The 15,522-nt window shown below is 54.5% G+C and carries 12 protein-coding genes; 11 read left to right on the top strand and 1 reads right to left on the bottom strand.

Going from position 1 to position 15,522, the window contains the following annotated elements; genetic code table 11:
* Positions 1 to 27 precede the first annotated feature (27 nt).
* Positions 28 to 945: a transcriptional activator NhaR gene (gene nhaR, locus Q7C21_RS05640; RefSeq protein WP_003854832.1), complete on the top strand. Its 918-nt coding sequence runs from the start codon at positions 28 to 30 to the stop codon at positions 943 to 945.
* 36 nt (positions 946 to 981) lie between these two features.
* Here the strand turns inward: nhaR and rpsT are convergent, their stop codons facing one another.
* A complete protein-coding gene (rpsT, locus tag Q7C21_RS05635) occupies positions 982 to 1,245 on the bottom strand; it encodes a 30S ribosomal protein S20 (RefSeq protein WP_008925553.1) in 264 nt (87 codons plus the stop codon).
* A 306-nt stretch (positions 1,246 to 1,551) separates the two neighbouring features.
* Here rpsT and ribF point away from each other — a divergent pair, with 306 nt between their 5' ends.
* The 10 genes from ribF to folA all read left to right on the top strand — a co-directional run bounded on the left by ribF (position 1,552) and on the right by folA (position 15,501).
* The gene (gene ribF, locus Q7C21_RS05630; RefSeq protein WP_033763252.1) at positions 1,552 to 2,481 is read left to right on the top strand and encodes a bifunctional riboflavin kinase/FAD synthetase; all 930 of its coding nucleotides are present in this window, start codon (positions 1,552 to 1,554) and stop codon (positions 2,479 to 2,481) included.
* A 29-nt stretch (positions 2,482 to 2,510) separates the two neighbouring features.
* Positions 2,511 to 5,327, top strand: a complete 2,817-nt coding sequence (gene ileS / locus Q7C21_RS05625; RefSeq protein WP_003854829.1) for an isoleucine--tRNA ligase — start codon at positions 2,511 to 2,513, stop codon at positions 5,325 to 5,327.
* Positions 5,327 to 5,833: a signal peptidase II gene (gene lspA, locus Q7C21_RS05620; protein WP_003854827.1), complete on the top strand. Its 507-nt coding sequence runs from the start codon at positions 5,327 to 5,329 to the stop codon at positions 5,831 to 5,833. Before ileS ends, lspA begins: the two co-directional genes overlap by 1 nt.
* Positions 5,834 to 5,836: 3 nt before the next feature.
* The gene (gene fkpB / locus Q7C21_RS05615; RefSeq protein ID WP_003854824.1) at positions 5,837 to 6,307 is read left to right on the top strand and encodes an FKBP-type peptidyl-prolyl cis-trans isomerase; all 471 of its coding nucleotides are present in this window, start codon (positions 5,837 to 5,839) and stop codon (positions 6,305 to 6,307) included.
* Positions 6,288 to 7,241, top strand: coding sequence for a 4-hydroxy-3-methylbut-2-enyl diphosphate reductase (gene ispH / locus Q7C21_RS05610; protein ID WP_003854823.1), 954 nt, complete (start codon positions 6,288 to 6,290; stop codon positions 7,239 to 7,241). The genes fkpB and ispH overlap by 20 nt, the downstream gene beginning before the upstream one ends.
* A gap of 222 nt (positions 7,242 to 7,463) precedes the next feature.
* A complete protein-coding gene (gene dapB, locus Q7C21_RS05605; RefSeq protein ID WP_375150491.1) occupies positions 7,464 to 8,279 on the top strand; it encodes a 4-hydroxy-tetrahydrodipicolinate reductase in 816 nt (271 codons plus the stop codon).
* Positions 8,280 to 8,748: 469 nt separating this feature from the next.
* A complete protein-coding gene (gene carA, locus Q7C21_RS05600) occupies positions 8,749 to 9,897 on the top strand; it encodes a glutamine-hydrolyzing carbamoyl-phosphate synthase small subunit (RefSeq protein WP_033763250.1) in 1,149 nt (382 codons plus the stop codon).
* Positions 9,898 to 9,911: 14 nt separating this feature from the next.
* Complete coding sequence (carB, locus tag Q7C21_RS05595) at positions 9,912 to 13,139, top strand: carbamoyl-phosphate synthase large subunit (RefSeq protein WP_003854816.1); 3,228 nt, start codon at positions 9,912 to 9,914, stop codon at positions 13,137 to 13,139.
* Positions 13,140 to 13,381: 242 nt separating this feature from the next.
* Positions 13,382 to 14,521 (top strand): porin, encoded by a 1,140-nt coding sequence (locus tag Q7C21_RS05590; protein ID WP_039658801.1) that lies wholly within the window; start codon positions 13,382 to 13,384, stop codon positions 14,519 to 14,521.
* Between the two features lie 497 nt (positions 14,522 to 15,018).
* The gene (gene folA, locus Q7C21_RS05585) at positions 15,019 to 15,501 is read left to right on the top strand and encodes a type 3 dihydrofolate reductase (protein ID WP_033763249.1); all 483 of its coding nucleotides are present in this window, start codon (positions 15,019 to 15,021) and stop codon (positions 15,499 to 15,501) included.
* Positions 15,502 to 15,522 lie beyond the last annotated feature (21 nt).

Raw genomic sequence — 15,522 nt, 5'->3', positions numbered from 1 at the left:
GAGGAGGCGAAAGCCTCCTTTTTTTCGATGAATCAGCTCAATTTTAACCATCTCTATTACTTCTGGCAGATCTGCAAAAGCGGCTCTGTGACAGCGGCAGCAGAGGTACTCTCTCTGACTCCCCAGACCATTACCGGGCAGATTAAGACGCTTGAGGAGCGCCTGCAGGGCAAGCTGTTCCGTCGTCAGGGCCGGGGACTGGTGCCGACTGAACTGGGGCAACTCGTGTTCCGCTATGCTGACCGCATGTTTATGCTGGGTCAGGAGATGCTGGATATCGTGAACTACCGCAAGGAGTCCCACCTGTTGCTGGATGTCGGAGTCGCCGATGCGCTCTCTAAGCAGCTGGTCAGTAAGGTGCTGGAAACGGCGGTGGTTGCAGAGGAGAAGACGCATCTGCGCTGTTTTGAGTCGACCCACGAAATGCTGCTGGAGCAGCTCAGTCAGCATAAGCTGGATATGATTATCTCTGACTGCTCCATCGACCCCACTCAACAGGAAGGGCTGTTTTCGGTGAAGCTGGGGGAGTGCCCGGTCAGTTTCTGGTCTGCTCAGCCGCTCACCGGTCTCACTTTTCCTGCCTGCCTGGAAGCGCGTCCGCTGCTGATTCCAGGACGCCGCTCAATGCTCGGCCGGAAAATCCTCAACTGGATTACGACTCAGGGGCTGCAGGTGGAGATTCTGGGGGAGTTTGATGATGCGGCACTGATGAAGGCGTTTGGTGCGCGTAAGAATGCCATATTTGTCGCGCCAGTGCTGGATGAGCAGGATAGCGGGCAGCGTGATGCGGTTACAGAGGTTGGTCGGCTTGATACCGTGTCAGAGGAGTACCATATCATCTTTGCCGAACGGATGATTCAGCATCCGGCGGTGCAGCGTCTCTGTCACGCAGACTTCAGCGGACTCTTTCCCCGCCAGAGTACAGACGAAAAAAAACCGGCGTAAGCCGGCTTTTTCAACAAAGCGATTAACAAGCGGCGATTAAGCCAGTTTGTTGATCTGTGCAGTCAGGTTAGATTTATAACGTGCAGCTTTGTTTTTGTGGATCAGACCTTTAGCGGCCTGACGATCCACAAGTGGTTGCATTTCATTGAATGCGTTCTGCGCAGCAGCTTTGTCGCCTGAAGCGATCGCCGCGTATACTTTCTTAACGAAGGTACGCATCATTGAGCGGCGGCTAGCGTTATGCTTACGGCGTTTCTCAGATGTTACGGCGCGTTTCTTAGCTGATTTGATATTAGCCAAGGTCCAACTCCCAAATGTGTTCTATAGAGACAAATCAAAGGCCGAGGACTATGCCCTTCTAACCTGATTTTGTCAATGGATTTGTGCAAATAAGCGTCGCTCTAAGAACGGCACTCGATTACGTATTTGATGGCGCAAGATTCTACCAGCTTCCCCTCACTGAATACAGTATTTAGCGACAAAATTCTTAACATGCACATCTGCAACAGGAAATGCAGCCGCTAAAGCATGAAAGGCGTGCAGACGGGTTAACCTGAGTCGCTTTCAAGGGTATAATCCGCCGATTTCCACCGGTTTGGGCCAGCCATGAAGTTTATCCGCGGTATTCATAATCTTAACGAGCAGCATCGCGGCTGCGTTCTGACCATTGGTAATTTCGATGGTGTACATCGCGGGCATCAGGCGCTGCTGTCGCGACTGTGTGAAGAGGGACGTAAGCGTCATCTGCCCGTCGTGGTGATGGTGTTTGAGCCACAGCCGCTGGAGCTGTTTGCCGGCGATAAAGCCCCGGCGCGCCTGACACGCCTGCGTGAAAAACTGCGCTATATGGCGGAAGCGGGTGTGGATAAAGTGTTGTGCGTGCGGTTTGATCGTCGCTTTGCGGCCTTGTCTGCACAGCGCTTTATCAGTGACCTGTTAGTCGACAAGCTGGATGTAAAGTACCTTGCGGTAGGTGATGATTTCCGCTTCGGCGCTGGTCGCCAGGGGGATTTCCTGTTATTACAGAAAGCCGGTGTGGAGTATGGCTTTGAGGTCGTCAGCACCGAAACCTTCTGTGACGGTGGTAAGCGAATCAGCAGCACTGCCGTGCGTCAGGCGCTGGCTGCGGATGATTTAGCACTGGCGCAGTCGCTGTTAGGTCATCCCTTCACTATTTCCGGCCGCGTCGTGCACGGTGATGCACTGGGACGCACGCTGGGTTTCCCGACTGCGAACCTCCCTTTACGCCGCAGCGTCACGCCGGTGAAAGGAGTGTATGCCGTGGAGGTACAGGGTCTGACGCCCGAGCCACTGCCGGGTGTTGCTAATATCGGCACCCGTCCGACCGTAAAAGGTTTACGCCAGCAGCTTGAAGTTCACCTGCTCGACATCAATATCGATCTCTATGGTCGTCACATTGATGTGGTGCTGAAACAGAAAATACGAAACGAGCAGCGCTTTGCCTCACTGGAGGCGTTGAAAGAACAAATTGCGAACGATGTGGTAACGGCCCGGCAGTTCTTTGGGCTGCTTTAACCTGAGCGAAAAACGGAATCGAGAATCTGATGAGTGACTATAAATCTACCCTGAATTTGCCGGAAACGGGATTCCCGATGCGTGGCGATCTGGCCAAACGCGAACCGGGAATGTTGCAACGCTGGTATGCCGACAACCTGTACGGCATCATCCGCGAAGCCAAAAAAGGGAAAAAAACCTTTATCCTGCATGATGGCCCTCCTTATGCGAACGGCAGCATTCATATTGGTCACTCCGTTAACAAGATTCTGAAAGACATTATCGTTAAGTCGAAAGGCATGGCGGGTTATGACTCGCCGTATGTGCCCGGCTGGGACTGCCACGGTCTGCCAATCGAACACAAAGTTGAGCAGATGATCGGCAAGCCAGGCGAGAAAGTCACCGCCGCGGAATTTCGTGCCGCATGCCGCAAATATGCTGCTGAACAGGTTGAAGGCCAGAAAGCGGACTTTATCCGTCTGGGCGTGCTGGGCGACTGGGATCGTCCTTACCTGACCATGGATTTTGGTACCGAAGCCAACATCATTCGTGCGCTGGGTAAAATCATCGGTAATGGCCATCTGCACAAAGGCGCGAAGCCGGTGCACTGGTGCCTGGATTGCCGTTCTGCCCTGGCAGAAGCGGAAGTGGAATATTACGACAAAACGTCACCGTCGATTGATGTGATGTTTAATGCCGTCGATACCGCCGCGGTGCGTGGGGCGTTCGGCGTATCCCAGGTTAATGGCCCGATCTCACTGGTTATCTGGACCACGACGCCGTGGACATTACCGGCTAACCGCGCGATCTCCCTGCATCCTGAATTTGAATACCAGCTGATCCAGATCGACGGCCGCGCCCTGATCCTGGCGAAAGAGCTGGTGGAAAGCGTCATGAAGCGCGCCGGTGTCAGCGAATGGCAGGTGCTGGGCGAATGTCAGGGCGCTGCGCTGGAGCTGCAGAAGTTCCAGCATCCGTTCCTGGCGCTTGAGTCGCTGGTCGTACTGGGCGAGCACGTGACCCTGGACGCGGGTACCGGTGCCGTTCACACCGCGCCAGGCCACGGCCCGGATGACTATGTTATTGGCCAGAAATATGGCATCGAAACCGCGAATCCGGTAGGACCGGATGGCGCCTATCTGCCAGGCACGTATCCGACGCTGGATGGGGTCAATGTCTTTAAAGCCAACGACATGATCGTTGAGCTGCTGAAAGAGAAAGGCGCGCTGCTGCACGTTGAGAAACTGCTGCACAGCTACCCGCACTGCTGGCGCCATAAAACGCCGATCATCTTCCGCGCCACGCCGCAGTGGTTCATCAGCATGGATCAGAAAGGATTGCGTGCGCAGTCGCTGAAAGAGATCAAAGGCGTGCAGTGGATCCCGGACTGGGGCCAGGCGCGTATCGAATCGATGGTGGCGAACCGTCCTGACTGGTGTATCTCTCGTCAGCGTACCTGGGGCGTACCGATGGCGCTGTTCGTTCACAAAGAGAGCGAAGAGCTGCACCCTGACACGCTGGCGCTGATGGAGAAAGTGGCGCAGCGTGTTGAGCAGGAAGGTATTCAGGCCTGGTGGGATCTTGACCCGCGTGAACTGATGGGCGACGACGCCGATCACTACGTTAAAGTGCCGGATACGCTGGATGTATGGTTTGACTCCGGCTCAACCAGCTATTCTGTAGTGGATGCGCGTCCGGAATTTGGCGGACATGCGCCAGACCTCTATCTGGAAGGATCCGATCAGCATCGCGGCTGGTTTATGTCCTCGCTGATGATCTCCACGGCAATGAAGGGCCAAGCGCCTTATCGTCAGGTACTGACGCACGGTTTCACCGTGGATGGTCAGGGCCGTAAAATGTCGAAATCAATCGGCAACACGGTCGCGCCGCAGGATGTGATGAACAAACTGGGCGCCGATATTCTGCGTCTGTGGGTGGCCTCAACCGACTACTCGGGTGAAATGGCGGTCTCCGATGAGATCCTCAAGCGCTCTGCCGATGCCTATCGTCGCATCCGTAACACCGCGCGTTTCCTGCTGGCTAACCTTAGCGGCTTCAACCCGGTCACCGATCTGGTGAAACCGGAAGAGATGGTCGTGGTCGATCGCTGGGCAGTGGGTCGCGCACAGGCGGCACAGGCTGATATCGTTGCCTCATACGAGAACTACGATTTCCATGAAGTGATCCAGCGTCTGATGCAGTTCTGTTCGATTGAGATGGGCAGCTTCTATCTCGATATTATCAAGGATCGTCAGTACACCGCGAAAGGTGATGGCCTGGCGCGTCGCAGCTGCCAGACCGCGCTGTGGCACATCGTCGAAGCGCTGGTGCGCTGGATGGCACCGATCATGTCCTTTACAGCGGATGAGATCTGGGGCTATCTGCCAGGCGAACGTGCGCAGTATGTCTTCACCGAAGAGTGGTATCAGGGTCTGTTTGGCCTGGCGGAAGATGAAGCGCTGAATGATGCCTACTGGGCCGAGCTGCTGAAAGTGCGTGGCGAAGTGAACAAGGTGATCGAGCAGGCACGTGCGGATAAACGTATCGGTGGTGCACTGGAAGCAACGGTCACGCTGTATGCCGATCCGGAGCTGGCCGCTAAACTGCATGCGCTGGGTAATGAGCTGCGTTTTGTGCTGCTGACTTCTGGCGCACAGGTGGCGGATTACGCGCTGGCGAACGATGAAGCGCAGCAGAGTGAACTGCTGAAAGGTCTGAAAATCGCGCTGCACAAGGCGGAAGGCGAGAAATGTCAGCGCTGCTGGCATTACACTACCGACGTCGGACAGAATCCTGAGCATGCTGAGGTCTGTGGTCGTTGTTACACTAACGTAGCCGGTGACGGCGAACAGCGTGAATTTGCCTGATGCGTAAACCTATTTTATCAACCGGATTGCGCTGGCTGTGGCTGGTGCTGGTGGTGATTGTTGTCGACTTCGCCAGTAAGCAGTGGGTGATGAACAACATGATGCTGCATGAAACCCAGCCGCTGATGCCCTACCTGAACCTGTTCTATGCGCACAACTATGGCGCGGCGTTCAGTTTCCTGGCGGACAAAGGCGGCTGGCAGCGCTGGTTCTTTGCGGGTATCGCGCTGGCTATCGTGATCTCACTGGTGGTGATGATGTATCGCAATCATGCCAGTCAGAAGATGGCCAATATCGCCTATGCTCTGATCATTGGCGGCGCGATCGGCAATTTGTTTGATCGCTCGTACCATGGCTTTGTGGTCGATTTTATCGATTTTTATGTCGGTAACTGGCACTTCGCTACATTTAATATCGCTGACTGCGGCATCTGTATTGGGGCTGCACTGGTGGTGCTGGAGGGCTTTTTCAGCCCGAACGGCAAACAGGCTAAACAGAAAGGGTAAGTGATGACTGAGTTCGTGCAGCGCGAAAGCGCGGTGTTGGTGCATTTTACGCTGAAGCTTGAAGATGGCTCGACGGCGGAATCGACCCGTGCAAACGGCAAGCCCGCGCTGTTCCGTCTTGGTGATGGCAGCCTCTCTGCAGCGCTTGAGCAGGCATTGCTGGGGCTGAAAGCGGGTCAGACTAAACAGTTTACTCTGGAACCGGAAGATGCCTTTGGTGGCGTCAGCCCTGACCTGATCCAGTATTTCTCGCGTCGGGACTTTATTGATGCAGGCGAACCGGAAGTGGGTGCCATCATGCTGTTCAGCGGCATGGGCGGCAGTGAAATGCCAGGCGTGATCCGCGAAGTCTCCGGTGATTCTATCACCGTCGATTTCAACCATCCGCTGGCGGGTCGCCGTATTCAGTTTGATGTAGAAGTGCTGGAAATCGATCCGGCACTGGAGACGAACGATGCAAATCCTGTTAGCTAATCCGCGCGGCTTCTGCGCTGGCGTTGATCGCGCCATCAGTATTGTTGAGCGCGCGCTGGAGATGTATGGCGCGCCCATCTATGTCCGTCACGAAGTGGTGCATAACCGTTACGTGGTGAACAGCCTGCGTGAGCGCGGTGCCATCTTTATTGAAGAGATCAGCGAAGTGCCGGATAACGCCATTCTGATCTTCTCCGCGCACGGGGTTTCACAGGCGGTGCGTGCCGAAGCTAAAGCGCGCAATCTGACCATGCTGTTCGATGCTACCTGTCCGCTGGTCACCAAAGTTCATATGGAAGTCGCACGCGCCAGCCGTAAAGGCGTGGAAGCGATTCTGATTGGTCACGCGGGTCATCCGGAAGTTGAAGGCACCATGGGGCAATACAACAACCCCAATGGTGGCATGTATCTGGTGGAGTCGCCGGAAGATGTCTTCAGACTGACCGTCAAAGACGAAAACAATCTGAGCTTCATGACGCAGACCACGCTTTCTGTGGATGACACTTCAGACATCATTGATGCCCTGCGTCAGCGTTTCCCGGCGATCATCGGGCCGCGTAAAGATGATATCTGCTACGCCACCACCAACCGTCAGGAAGCCGTTCGTACGCTGGCGAAAGATGCGGAAGTGGTGCTGGTGGTCGGTTCGAAAAACTCTTCGAACTCTAACCGTCTGGCCGAGCTGGCACAGCGTGCCGGTAAACTGGCAAAGCTGATCGACTCTGCCGATGATATACAGGAAGAGTGGGTAAAAGGCGTGGCCTGCATCGGCGTTACCGCAGGTGCTTCAGCCCCCGATATTCTGGTGCAGCAGGTGATCCAGCGGTTACGTGAGCTGGGCGGCGAAGCGGCGATTGAGCTGATTGGCCGTGAAGAGAATATTGTTTTTGAAGTGCCTAAAGAGCTGCGCGTCGACGTACGTAACGTGCAGTAATGCTTCGATATGACTGATAAAAAGGCCGACTCTGTTCGGTCTTTTTTGTTTTTATAGCCCGGCTGAAATGCCGTTGTTTACTGCGATGATTGCTTTTACTGATAATCACAGGCGGCTGGCATAAAATTCTTATTATCACGGATTATTAGTGGCGTGACTGTTAACTCACCGTTAACCTGATGACGCTTTGGATGCATAGTTTTGTTTTAGGAATGAATAAATATGAACACTATCCGCATTGCTATTGTGGGCGCGCCGGGCCGTATGGGCCGTAATCTGATTCTGGCGACGCGGCAGGCAGAAGGCGTTGAGCTGGGTGTGGCACTGGCACGTCCAGGCTCATCGCTGATCGGCAGCGACGCTGGTGAGTTAGCGGGCATCGGAAAGAATGGCATCCTCATCGCTGACGATTTACGCGCGGTGACTAACGACTTTGATGTGCTGATCGACTTCACCCGTCCGGAAGGCACGCTGGAGTATATGGCGATCTGCCGTGAGCACGGAAAAGCGATGGTGATTGGCACCACCGGTTTTGATGAGGCAGGCAAAGCAGCCATTCGCGCGGCGGCGGAAGATATCGCCATTGTCTTTGCCGCTAACTTCAGCGTGGGAGTTAACCTGGTGCTGAAGCTGCTGGAGAAGGCTGCCAAAGTCATGGGTGAATATGCGGATATTGAGATTGTCGAAGCACATCATCGTCATAAAGTGGATGCGCCGTCTGGCACCGCACTGGCGATGGGTGAGGCGATAGCCGATGCCATGCAGTGGAAACTGGACGAGCATGCGGTTTATACGCGTGAAGGCTACACCGGTGAACGCCAGCCACAGACCATTGGTTTTGCTACGGTTCGCGCGGGTGACATCGTGGGTGAGCATACGGCGATGTTTGCAGATATCGGTGAGCGTGTAGAGATTACCCACAAGGCCTCAAGTCGCATGACCTTTGCAAATGGCGCCGTTAAGTCAGCTTTATGGCTAAAAGATAAGAAATGTGGTTTGTTTGATATGCGTGACGTGCTGGATTTGTCGATGTTGTGAGTGTTGTGAACCATCGTGATGTGGTTATTTCAATCGTTAATACCTTGATTGAACAGGGGCAATGTTTTCATTGCCCTTAATTTTATCTTAAAATAGCCATTCTGATTAAAAATTACTTTCTGGTTGTTGTTTTCCCACCTTTTCTTCATTTATTTTCCCTGATGGACGCCATTTTTGACCATTTGGTCAAAAATAAGGGACCGCTTAAGCCGGTTTCGTTTTTATGTCGCCTGGCAAACGATTATTCTGCCGGGTTTTCCTCTCTTTTTGCCGCTCATGCCTGTTTTTTACCTCATAAGGCAGATAAGTGTGAAAAAATCCCGCTGCAGGGTAGACAATGACCAGGGCTGTCATTAGAATGCGCGCAATTTGCCAAAAATCGACAATTCAGGCGGTTTTTGCATTGATTCAGGCGGCTATTTTGAATTAATATGCAGATATATTGACTGTTTATTCCCTGGAGGATGTTTTGATAAAGTCAGCAATCCTGGTTCTGGAAGACGGAACCCAATTCCACGGTCGGGCCATCGGGGCAACAGGATCGGCAGTGGGAGAAGTCGTTTTCAACACTTCAATGACCGGCTATCAAGAAATCCTCACTGATCCTTCCTATTCCCGCCAAATCGTTACTCTCACTTATCCCCATATCGGTAATGTCGGTGCCAATGCCGCCGACGAAGAATCCAGCCAGATTCATGCGCAGGGCCTGGTTATTCGTGACCTGCCGCTGATTGCCAGCAACTTCCGTAGCGAAGAAGGCCTGTCGGCCTACCTGCAGCGCAACAACATTGTGGCGATTGCCGATATCGATACCCGCAAGCTGACGCGCTTGCTGCGTGAGAAAGGGGCGCAGAACGGCTGCATTATTGCCGGCGACAATCCGGATGCCGCACTGGCGCTGCAAAAGGCCCAGGCATTCCCGGGACTGAAAGGAATGGATCTGGCGAAAGAGGTCTGCACCACTGAGACTTACAGCTGGCAGCAGGGCAGCTGGACACTGGACGCAGGTCTGCCAGAGCAGGCTGCTGCGGAGTCGCTGCCATATCACGTGGTGGCTTATGACTACGGCGCCAAGCGCAACATTCTGCGTATGCTGGTCGATCGCGGCTGCCGTCTGACTGTGGTTCCGGCACAGACGCCAGCTGAAGAGGTTCTGAAGCTGAATCCGGATGGCATTTTCCTCTCCAACGGTCCTGGTGACCCGGAGCCGTGCGACTACGCGATCAGCGCGATTCAGGACTTCCTGAAGACAGAGATTCCGGTGTTCGGTATCTGCCTGGGTCATCAGCTGCTGGCGCTGGCCAGCGGTGCTAAAACCGTGAAGATGAAACTCGGCCACCATGGTGGTAACCATCCGGTGAAAGATCTCGAAAATAACCGCGTGATGATCACCGCGCAGAACCACGGTTTTGCGGTCGACGAGAACAATCTGCCAGCAAACCTGCGTGTGACCCACATTTCGTTGTTCGATAAAACCGTGCAGGGCATCCATCGCACTGACAAGCCAGCATTCAGCTTCCAGGGTCACCCGGAAGCCAGCCCGGGTCCGGGTGATGCTGCGCCGCTGTTTGACCACTTTATTGAATTGATTGACGCATTCCGTCTGCAAGCGAAGTAATCAGGAGCTAATTCATGCCAAAACGTACAGACCTAAAATCCATCCTGATTCTTGGTGCCGGTCCGATTGTGATCGGCCAGGCCTGCGAATTTGACTATTCCGGTGCGCAGGCGTGTAAAGCGCTGCGTGAAGAGGGTTACCGCGTCATTCTGGTGAACTCCAACCCGGCGACGATCATGACTGACCCGGAAATGGCTGATGCAACCTACATTGAGCCGATTCACTGGGAAGTGGTGCGCAAAATCATCGAAAAAGAGCGCCCGGATGCAGTACTGCCCACCATGGGCGGACAGACGGCGCTGAACTGTGCGCTGGAGCTGGAACGTCATGGCGTGCTGGAAGAGTTTGGCGTCACCATGATTGGTGCGACTGCTGATGCGATCGACAAAGCAGAAGATCGTCGTCGTTTCGACGTGGCGATGAAAAGCATTGGTCTGGATACGGCGCGCTCCGGCATCGCACACACTATGGAAGAAGCGCTGGCCGTGGCAGAAGATGTTGGCTTCCCGTGCATTATCCGTCCTTCCTTTACCATGGGCGGCACCGGTGGCGGCATCGCTTACAACCGCGAAGAGTTTGAAGAGATTTGTGAACGCGGTCTCGATCTCTCTCCCACCAATGAGCTGCTGATTGATGAGTCGCTGATTGGCTGGAAAGAGTATGAGATGGAAGTGGTGCGCGATAAAAACGATAACTGCATCATCGTCTGCTCAATCGAAAACTTCGACGCAATGGGGATTCACACCGGTGACTCCATCACGGTAGCGCCTGCCCAGACGCTGACTGACAAAGAGTATCAAATCATGCGTAACGCCTCGCTGGCGGTACTGCGTGAGATCGGTGTTGAAACTGGCGGCTCCAACGTGCAGTTCTCCGTTAACCCGAAAGATGGCCGACTGATTGTCATCGAGATGAACCCGCGCGTGTCACGCTCCTCAGCGCTGGCGTCAAAAGCGACCGGCTTCCCGATTGCTAAAGTGGCGGCCAAACTGGCGGTTGGCTATACCCTCGACGAGCTGATGAACGATATCACTGGCGGTTTAACGCCTGCCTCGTTCGAGCCTTCAATCGACTACGTTGTTACCAAGATCCCACGTTTCAACTTCGAAAAATTTGCCGGTGCCAACGATCGCCTGACCACGCAGATGAAGTCGGTCGGCGAAGTGATGGCGATTGGCCGTACCTTCCAGGAGTCCATGCAGAAAGCGCTGCGCGGCCTGGAAGTAGGCGCTAACGGCTTCGACCCGAAAGTGCACCTCGATGACCCGGAAGCGTTAACCCGCATCCGTCGTGAGCTGAAAGATGCCGGTTCAGACCGTATCTGGTATATCGCAGATGCTTTCCGTGCAGGCATGTCCGTCGATGGCGTGTTCAATCTGACCAACATTGACCGCTGGTTCCTGGTGCAGATTGAAGAGCTGGTTAAACTGGAAGATCAGGTCGCCCGCGAAGGCGTTAATAGCCTGGATGCGAATTTCCTGCGCACGCTGAAGCGTAAAGGCTTTGCCGATGCACGGCTGGCGACGCTGGCGGGTGTGGCGGAGAGCGAAATCCGCAAGCTGCGTCAGCAGTTTAATCTGCACCCGGTTTACAAGCGCGTAGATACCTGTGCCGCAGAGTTCGCGACGGACACGGCCTACATGTACTCCACCTATGAGGAGGAGTGCGAAGCCAATCCGAGTCCGGATCGTGAAAAAATCATGATTCTGGGTGGTGGACCCAACCGTATCGGCCAGGGAATTGAATTCGACTACTGCTGCGTTCACGCCGCACTGGCGCTGCGTGAAGATGGCTACCAGACCATTATGGTTAACTGTAACCCGGAAACCGTTTCGACCGACTACGACACCTCCGATCGCCTCTACTTCGAGCCGGTTACGCTGGAAGATGTGCTGGAGATTGTGCGCATCGAGCAGCCAAAAGGCGTGATCGTGCAGTATGGCGGTCAGACCCCGCTGAAACTGGCGCGTGCGCTGGAAGCCGCAGGCGTACCGGTTATCGGCACCAGCCCGGATTCCATTGACCGTGCTGAAGACCGTGAACGTTTCCAGCAGGCGGTTGATCGCCTGAATCTGAAGCAACCGGCTAACGCCACCGTCGCGACGCTGGAGCAGGCGGTGGAGAAAGCTGCTGGCCTGGGTTATCCGCTGGTGGTCCGTCCTTCTTATGTGCTGGGCGGCCGTGCCATGGAGATCGTCTACGATGAAATCGACCTGAAGCGCTACTTCCAGACGGCGGTTTCGGTTTCCAACGATGCGCCGGTGCTGCTGGATCGCTTCCTGGATGATGCGGTCGAAGTGGATGTGGATGCGATCTGCGACGGCGAGCGGGTGCTGATTGGTGGCATCATGGAACACATCGAGCAGGCTGGTGTTCACTCCGGTGACTCCGCCTGTTCACTGCCGGCCTATACGCTGAGTCAGGAGATTCAGAATGTGATGCGCCAGCAGGTTGAGAAGCTGGCATTCGAGCTGAATGTTCGCGGCCTGATGAACGTCCAGTTCGCGGTGAAAGACAACGAAGTCTACCTGATTGAAGTCAACCCACGTGCGGCGCGTACCGTTCCGTTCGTCTCTAAAGCGACGGGTGTACCGCTGGCGAAAGTGGCCGCGCGCGTGATGGCAGGTAAAACGCTGGCAGAGCAGGGCGTCACTGAAGAGGTGATTCCGCCTTACTACTCCGTTAAAGAAGTGGTGCTGCCGTTCAACAAGTTCCAGGGCGTTGACCCGATTCTGGGACCAGAAATGCGCTCTACCGGTGAAGTCATGGGTGTGGGCCGCACGTTCGCTGAGGCGTTCTCGAAAGCGATGCTGGGCGCACAGAGCAATATGAAGAAGTCGGGCCGTGCGCTGTTGTCGGTGCGTGAAGGCGACAAGAAACGTATCGTTGACCTGGCGGCTAAGCTGCAGAAGTTCGGTTTTGAACTGGATGCGACTCACGGCACGGCGGTGGTACTGGGCGAGGCGGGCATTAATCCGCGCCTGGTTAACAAGGTGCATGAAGGTCGTCCGCATATTCAGGACCGTCTGAAGAATGGCGAGTATAGCTACATCGTGAATACCACGGCGGGTCGTCAGGCGATTGAAGATTCGAAGCTGATTCGCCGTAGCGCACTGCAGTATAAAGTGCACTACGACACTACGCTGAACGGCGGTTTCGCGACTGCGATGGCGCTGAATGCAGATCCGACGGAACAGGTTATCTCCGTGCAGGAAATGCATGCCCAGATAAAGGCGATGTAATGTGAAAACGGCTCCTCCGGGAGCCGTTTTTTTTGGCCCTTTCACTGGCGATAATCTGAAAGTCAGGTCCGGGAAGGGGTTGGGATTTGTGTTAAAGTGACTGATTTGGCTTAATTTTTTAGCTTTAGGTGCGAATGGGGCTGGTTCGCACAAATTTATAATATAAACACTTCCTGTACGGATTTTTCGCCAGTACTATGCCTGCCGCTCATCACTGGAGCGTATCAGGACATAATTAAAAAATGAAAATGCGTACTTTTTCTCTGAGTGCAGTGGCTGCACTGATGGCTATTCTTCCTTTCGCCAGCCAGGCGGAAGTGACGTTGTTAAAGCAGGATCCGCAGGCGGGCGATCCGCTTAGCCGTCTTAATTTTAAGGTTGGCGGCAGCATTCGTGCTCAGTTCAATCATCAGACCGGCGTGGATGACAAATCTTACAAGCGTGACGGTTTTGATGGCGGCACCCGTTTCCGTTTCGGTGCTGACTATTACCTGTTTGATGACGTAAGCTGGATCAGCTATTACGAGCTGGGCGTTAACGTCCCGGCAGTTTTCGGCTGGGATCGCCACTATGCTGACGGTGCCAATAACACCACGCGTCGCCAGCTCTACACCGGTCTGAAAAGCAAAACCTGGGGTCAGCTTACCTTTGGTCAGCAGAACAGCGTGTATTATGACACTGTGGGCGCCAAGACCGATATCTGGGATTACGACATGATCGGCCAGGCACCGGGCAACGGAATCAACGGTGACTACGACGGATCTTACCGTTCACGCAAGCAGCTGAAATATAAAAACACCTTCGGCGATGCGGATATTTACGCCTCTTATCTGTTCGACGATAACGAATATCTGCCAGGCAATGGCCTGCGCTATAAGCGCAAAGGCGGCGGCTCGCTGGGCGTGGATTACCATATCTCTGATGAACTGAGCTGGGGCACGGCGTGGAACTACACGCGCGCGGCGATGCGTAACCCGAACAATGGCGACAGCCGCGATTACGATCAGAACATTTACGGCTCTGCATTAAGCTGGACACCAGGCAACTGGACGCTGTCAGCCGGTGGTGGCTGGTATCAGAACTTCATGACGACCAAACGCAAAGACGCGCGTAACTACTTTGCTGGCGATGCGTGGGGCGTTGAATATTTCGCCGGTTACAAAATCCCGGTGGGGCAGTATGGTCTGAAAGCGGTTCAGCCTTATGTTATGGGTGATCGCATTGAGGTCATGACCGGTCGTGATTACCAGCGCATCGACAACGGTCTGGGTGTGGTGCTGTTCCTCGACTACGGTTTCCGTGTTGACTACGAACATGTCTTCACCTCCAGCACCGATAACCTGGGTGATATGAATCTGGTGCGTCTGCGCTACGACTTCTGATCATCCTGACGAGCCTTAATCAGGCTTGCAGCGATAAACGATCTTAACGGGCAGGGAGCACAGGCAGAGGAGGAAAGCGTCCCGCGCCATGGAAAAAAACGCCGGGAGCGTTTTTGAACAACGCAAAGCGTTGGCCCGTATACGGGCGCACCTCAGGGATGAGGTGCGTAATCGCGCGGGCCGAGCGGTCATGGATAACAGCTTTTGCGTCTTTCCGATCTGACTGCGTTCCCTGTGCTGCACCGATCTTACCGCTAGCCAGACCAGGCTTTACGGCTCCTCCGGGAGCCGTTTCCTTTTGCGCACGCTTTTTGTGCCAGCCTGAGGCCTGTCGCTGGCGAGCTGCGGCAAACTGACGCGATTACGCGGTGAAAAACGCTGCACAGGGCATGAAAAGCGGCATCATGAAAAGCTTTACGCAAATAGACCTTTTCCCCTATCGACGAAAGTTTCACCTTTACGTATCATGGCGCCAATTTTTTCAGTGAGTGGTTAACATGATTAGTCTTATCGCGGCATTAGCAGCAGATCGCATTATTGGAATGGAGAACGCCATGCCGTGGGACCTGCCTGCAGATCTGGCGTGGTTCAAACGCAATACGCTGAAGAAACCGGTCATTATGGGTCGACTGACCTTTGAATCTATTGGTCGTCCGTTACCTGGCCGGCTGAACATCGTGGTCAGCAGTCAGCCGGGCACCACGGAAGGCGTCACCTGGGTCACCTCACTGGATGAGGCGATACAGGCAGCCGGTGATGCTGAAGAGATCATGGTGATTGGCGGTGGACGCGTCTATGAGCAGATGCTGAAGCGCGCCGATCGTCTCTATCTGACGCACATTGATGCAGAAGTTGAAGGTGATACACAGTTCCCGGATTACGAGCCGGATGAGTGGCAGTCTACGTTCAGCGAGTTTCACGATGCTGACGAGCAGAACTCCCACAGCTACTGCTTTGAGATCCTCGACCGTCGTCGCTGATCCTCCCTTTGCCAGACTGTA

The sequence above is a fragment of the Pantoea sp. ANP04 genome, from assembly GCF_041982285.1.
In the GTDB taxonomy this organism is placed as follows: Bacteria; Pseudomonadota; Gammaproteobacteria; order Enterobacterales; family Enterobacteriaceae; genus Pantoea; species Pantoea eucalypti.
Note: the sequence above shows the minus strand (reverse complement) of the source record. Positions and strands in the feature narration are given on the sequence as shown.

Excerpts from the sequence above, each read along its gene's own strand:
- nhaR (WP_003854832.1), top strand. The coding sequence starts at position 28 with ATGAATCAGCTCAATTTTAACCATCTCTATTACTTCTGGCAGATCTGC.
- ribF (WP_033763252.1), top strand. The coding sequence starts at position 1,552 with ATGAAGTTTATCCGCGGTATTCATAATCTTAACGAGCAGCATCGCGGC.
- ileS (WP_003854829.1), top strand. The coding sequence starts at position 2,511 with ATGAGTGACTATAAATCTACCCTGAATTTGCCGGAAACGGGATTCCCG.
- lspA (WP_003854827.1), top strand. The coding sequence starts at position 5,327 with ATGCGTAAACCTATTTTATCAACCGGATTGCGCTGGCTGTGGCTGGTG.
- fkpB (WP_003854824.1), top strand. The coding sequence starts at position 5,837 with ATGACTGAGTTCGTGCAGCGCGAAAGCGCGGTGTTGGTGCATTTTACG.
- ispH (WP_003854823.1), top strand. The coding sequence starts at position 6,288 with ATGCAAATCCTGTTAGCTAATCCGCGCGGCTTCTGCGCTGGCGTTGAT.
- dapB (WP_375150491.1), top strand. The coding sequence starts at position 7,464 with ATGAACACTATCCGCATTGCTATTGTGGGCGCGCCGGGCCGTATGGGC.
- carB (WP_003854816.1), top strand. The coding sequence starts at position 9,912 with ATGCCAAAACGTACAGACCTAAAATCCATCCTGATTCTTGGTGCCGGT.
- Q7C21_RS05590 (WP_039658801.1), top strand. The coding sequence starts at position 13,382 with ATGAAAATGCGTACTTTTTCTCTGAGTGCAGTGGCTGCACTGATGGCT.
- folA (WP_033763249.1), top strand. The coding sequence starts at position 15,019 with ATGATTAGTCTTATCGCGGCATTAGCAGCAGATCGCATTATTGGAATG.